Raw genomic sequence first — 4,229 nt, 5'->3', positions numbered from 1 at the left:
GAGCGGGGTGGCTGTGCCGCGATGGCCGTCTCCCAGTCGGTCCAGGCCCTCGCCGCCCGGGCCCGTACCCCCGCGTCGGGCGATTCGAGCAGCCGGTTGTAGGCGGCGGCGAGGTTGCCGTCCCGCTCGCCCTCGGGAAGCTCGGCGAGGAACCGCTCGAACGCCTCCGGGAAGAACTGGCCGAGCCCCCGGGTCAGCAGGGCGACCTCGGCGTCGGAACCTGACGTGACCCCCGTCAGCACCAGCTCGGACACGGCACCCGGATGCGTCTGCGCGTACCGCAGCCCGAGCACCGACCCCCACGACACCCCCCACACCAGCCAGCGCTCGATCCCGAGGTGCCGTCGCAGCAGTTCCAGATCGGCGAGGAGACGCGGCGTCGTGTTGACGCTCATGTCCGTCTCGTACGCGCTCGCCAGTGGCGTCGAACGCCCGCAGCCGCGCTGGTCCAGCAGCACGATCCGGTACGCGTCGGGGTCGAACAGGCGCCGGAACCAGGGGCCCGCCTGGGAGCCGGGCCCGCCGTGCAGCACCAGCGCGGGCTTGCCCCGCGGGTTCCCGCAGACCTCCCAGTACACGTGGTTGCCGTCGCCGACGTCGAGCATGCCGCGGCCGTACGGTTCGATCTCGGGATAGAGAGGCATTGCGCGACTCTAGACGGCGTACGACACCGTCGGCAGCCGCTTTTCCGCCGCCCCGGGGCGGGGCCCGGTCAAGCCCGGTGGACCGCTCGCGCCCCTACGAGGTGACGCTCAGCCCGGCCGCTCCGGCAGCCGTGCGCAGGACGTCCCGGAGCATGTCCGGGGTCAGCCGGCCGGTGAACGTGTTGCGCTGGCTGACGTGGAAGCAGCCGAAGAGATCGAGTCCGTCGAGCGGTACGTGGGTGTCGTGGCCGAAGACCGGTCGGGGCCGGGGTACCTGCCAGCCCGCCTCGGCGAGCGCGGGCAGCGCGGCCTGCCAGCCGAACGCACCGAGGACGAGCACGGCCCGCAGCGAGGGCCGCAGCAGCTCAAGCTCGCTGACCAGCCACGGTCGGCACGTGTCCCGTTCCTCGGGGGTCGGCTTGTTGGCGGGCGGCGCGCAATGCACGGGTGAGGTGATCCGCACTCCGTGGAGTTCCAGGCCGTCGTCGACGCCGACCGCGGTGCCACGCGAGGCGAGGCCCACGTCGTGCAGCGCCGCGTACAGCACGTCGCCCGAGCGGTCGCCGGTGAACATCCGCCCGGTACGGTTCGCGCCGTGCGCGGCGGGGGCCAGCCCGACGATCAGCAGCGCCGCGTCGGACGGTCCGAAACCGGGCACCGGACGACCCCAGTACTCCTGATCGGCGAACGCGGCCCGCTTGGTCCGCGCCACCTCTTCCCGCCAGGCGACCAGCCGGGGACAGGCCCGGCATCCGGTGATCCGGGCATCGAGCGCGTCCAGCCCGCTCCCACCGCCGAAGCCGCAGTGCCCTCCGCCCACGCCGCCACCACCCCGGCCACCGTCGCCGCCAACATCCCGGCCACCGCAACCGCCACCGCCGCCATCACCGCTGCGCATGTCTCCACGGTACGGCCGGTGATCTCCTCCCCCGCCGACGGCGGGCAGCTAAGGTCGATGCATGGCTTCTGAAGGTACGGGCGAGCGGACGGACGGCCCCGGCACCACGCACCGGGATCCCGGCGCCGCGGCAGCCGCCGCCGAGGCCGCGCTCGTCGCCGCCGGTGTCTCCCCGCAGGCGCGCGGCGAGGCCCTGACCGTCGAGGAGTTCGCCGCGATCGCCGAGAACCGCGCCGACGCCGACGCCGTCGACACCGCCCAGCACGCCCAGCACACCGAGGAGTCCCGTCCGTCGTGAGCGTCACCGTCCGCGTGCCCGCCAAGGTCAACGTCCAGCTCGCGGTCGGCGGCGCCCGCCCCGACGGGTTCCACGACCTGGCCAACGTCTTCCTCGCCGTCGGGCTGTACGACGAGGTCACCGCCACCCCCGCCGACGAACTGACCGTCACCTGCGAGGGCCCCGGCGCCGACCAGGTCCCGCTGGACCGCACCAACCTCGCCGCACGGGCCGCGCTCGCCCTCGCCGCACGCCACGGGATCGACCCGGCCGTACGGCTGCACATCGCCAAGGACATCCCCGTCGCGGGCGGCATGGCGGGCGGCAGCGCGGACGCCGCGGGCGCGCTGGTCGCGTGCGACGCGCTGTGGGGGACCGGCGCCTCCCGCGCCGAACTCCTCGACATCTGCGCCGAGTTGGGCAGCGATGTGCCGTTCAGCCTGGTGGGCGGGGCGGCGCTCGGCACCGGACGCGGCGAGCGGCTGAGGCCGCTGGAGGTGGGCGGCGCCTTCCACTGGGTGTTCGCGGTCGCGGACGGCGGCCTCTCCACCCCGGCCGTGTACGGGGAGTTCGACCGGCTCCACGAGAGCGACGAGGTGCCCGAGCCCGTCGCCTCCCAGACGCTGCTCGACGCGCTCGCCAAGGGCGACGTCGACGCCCTCGCGGCGTTCCTGCCCGGCTCCAACGACCTCCAGCCCGCCGCGCTGTCCCTTTTCCCGAAGCTGTCCGACACCCTCGCCGCGGGCCGGGTGGCCGGCGCGCTCGCCGCGCTCGTCTCCGGCTCCGGGCCGACCACGGCCTTCCTCGCCCGTGACGCCGCCTCGGCACACACCGTCGCCGAAGGGCTCCGCGCCGCCGGTGTGTGCAAGGCGGCCCGCGTGGCCGCCTCCCCGGCGCCGGGCGCGACGATCCTCCCGTAGCGCGCGGGCTCCTGAGGGGGCCCAACCGCACGTACTCAGAGCCGACTTGAGTACCTGAGCGCTGCCCGCCGCCCGGGGCGCCGCGCGACCGTACTCCCATGACTGCCAGCGTCAGCGCGAGCGCACTCGCCGCCGCCACCCCGTCCAGCCGTGACCGGTACGTCGACCTGCTGCGGGTCGCCTCGCTCGGCACGGTCGTCCTCGGCCACTGGCTGATGGCGGCCGTGACGACGGGCGGCGACGGCCGCGTGGAGGTAGGCAACCTCCTCGCCGTCGAGCCGCGGCTGCAGATCCTCACCTGGGCGTTGCAGATCATGCCGGTGTTCTTCTTCGTCGGCGGCTTCTCCCACGCCCTCTCCTACCGTTCCCTGCGCCGCAAGGATCCCGAAGCCGCCTCCGTCTACCCGGCCTTCCTCCGCGCCCGCCTCCAGCGGCTGCTGCGGCCCACCATGGTGTTCATCGGGGTGTGGGGCGCCGCCGCCGTCCTCCTGCACCTCGGCGGACAGGGCGGCGGGCTGCTCGACGTGGCCCTGCGGCTGGTGGCGCAGCCGCTGTGGTTCATCGGGATCTACCTGGCGATGGTGGCGTTCACCCCGCCGCTGCTGAGGCTGCACGAGAAGTACGGCTGGGGCGCGTTCGGCGGGCTGGTCGCGGCGGCCGCCGCCGTGGACGTGCTGCGCTTCGCGCTCGGTGTGCCGTACGTCGAGTTCCTGAACTTCGCCTTCGTCTGGCTCGCCGTCCACCAGCTCGGATTCCTGCGCGCCGACGGCATGCTGACGCGGCCGTACCTGCTCGCCGGGGCGGGCCTCGCGGGGGCCGCGCTGCTGGTGGCGTACGGGCCGTATCCGCTGTCCATGGTCGGGATGCCCGGCGAGAAGGTGTCGAACATGGCGCCGCCGACCTTCGCGCTGCTGTGCCACGGAGTGTGGCTGGTCGGCGCGGTGGAGTGGGTGCGCGGGCCGGTCACGCGATGGCTGGAGCGGCCGAAGGTGTGGCGGGCGGTCGTCGCGGCCAACGGCATCTCGATGACGGCGTTCCTGTGGCACCTGACCGCGATGCTCGGCGTGTACGGGGTGCTCCTCGCCCTCGACACGTCTGTGCCGGCCCCGGCGACCGGTGCCTGGTGGGCCCAGCTGCCCCTGCGGCTCGCCGCGGCGGCCGTCGTGACCGCCGTGCTCGTGGCCGCGTTCCGCGGCTTCGAACGGCCCGCGGCCCGCGGCGGGCAGGGGCGCCCCGGCGGGCCGGCGTCGCGCGCCGGGTACGCGGGGATCGCCGCGGCTCTCGGCGTGACCCTCTGCCTGTTCGGCGTCCTCGGGCTGTCCATGGTCGGCTTCGGCGGACTCTTCGAGGGACGGACGGCCCTGCTGATCGCGGTCCAGGTGACGGCCCCGGTGGCGGTGGGGATGACCCTCGCGGGGTGGCTGTTGGTGGAGCGCGTGGGGAGGGGCGCGTAGTAATTCGGGGCCGAGGGGTTCGTTGGCGGGTGCGGG

The 4,229-nt window shown here is 74.5% G+C and carries 5 protein-coding genes and 1 pseudogene; 4 read left to right on the top strand and 2 right to left on the bottom strand.

The features are described 5' to 3' along the window. Both AOK15_RS30075 and AOK15_RS30070 read right to left on the bottom strand, forming a co-directional pair. The coding region (locus AOK15_RS30075; protein WP_055521490.1) for an alpha/beta fold hydrolase at window positions 1–644 on the bottom strand (644 nt) is incomplete at its 3' end. A gap of 94 nt (window positions 645–738) precedes the next feature. Continuing rightward, window positions 739–1,464, bottom strand: coding sequence for a uracil-DNA glycosylase (locus tag AOK15_RS30070; protein WP_055521489.1), 726 nt, complete (start codon window positions 1,462–1,464; stop codon window positions 739–741). Between AOK15_RS30070 and AOK15_RS47495 the strand changes: the two genes are divergently transcribed. The 4 genes and pseudogenes from AOK15_RS47495 (at window position 1,450) to AOK15_RS30055 (ending at window position 4,193) form a co-directional block, all read left to right on the top strand. Continuing rightward, window positions 1,450–1,614, top strand: a complete 165-nt coding sequence (locus tag AOK15_RS47495; RefSeq protein WP_240508664.1) for a hypothetical protein — start codon at window positions 1,450–1,452, stop codon at window positions 1,612–1,614. The genes AOK15_RS30070 and AOK15_RS47495 overlap by 15 nt on opposite strands. 55 nt (window positions 1,615–1,669) lie before the next feature. Further along, window positions 1,670–1,840, top strand: a pseudogene (locus AOK15_RS30065) (16S rRNA (adenine(1518)-N(6)/adenine(1519)-N(6))-dimethyltransferase); the annotation flags it as partial. Then, window positions 1,837–2,739 (top strand): 4-(cytidine 5'-diphospho)-2-C-methyl-D-erythritol kinase, encoded by a 903-nt coding sequence (locus tag AOK15_RS30060; protein WP_055521487.1) that lies wholly within the window; start codon window positions 1,837–1,839, stop codon window positions 2,737–2,739. The pseudogene AOK15_RS30065 and the gene AOK15_RS30060, both read left to right, overlap by 4 nt. 98 nt (window positions 2,740–2,837) lie before the next feature. Further along, on the top strand, window positions 2,838–4,193 hold the full coding sequence (locus AOK15_RS30055; RefSeq protein WP_055521486.1) for an acyltransferase family protein: 1,356 nt from the start codon (window positions 2,838–2,840) through the stop codon (window positions 4,191–4,193). The last annotated feature ends 36 nt before the right edge of the window (window positions 4,194–4,229 follow it).

It is taken from the genome of Streptomyces ossamyceticus (genome assembly GCF_001418475.1).
Lineage (GTDB): Bacteria > Actinomycetota > Actinomycetes > Streptomycetales > Streptomycetaceae > Streptomyces > Streptomyces ossamyceticus.
This window is presented reverse-complemented; position numbering and strand designations above follow the sequence as displayed.

Coding starts and splice junctions, on each gene's coding strand:
- AOK15_RS30055 (WP_055521486.1), top strand. CDS start 2,838: ATGACTGCCAGCGTCAGCGCGAGCGCACTCGCCGCCGCCACCCCGTCC.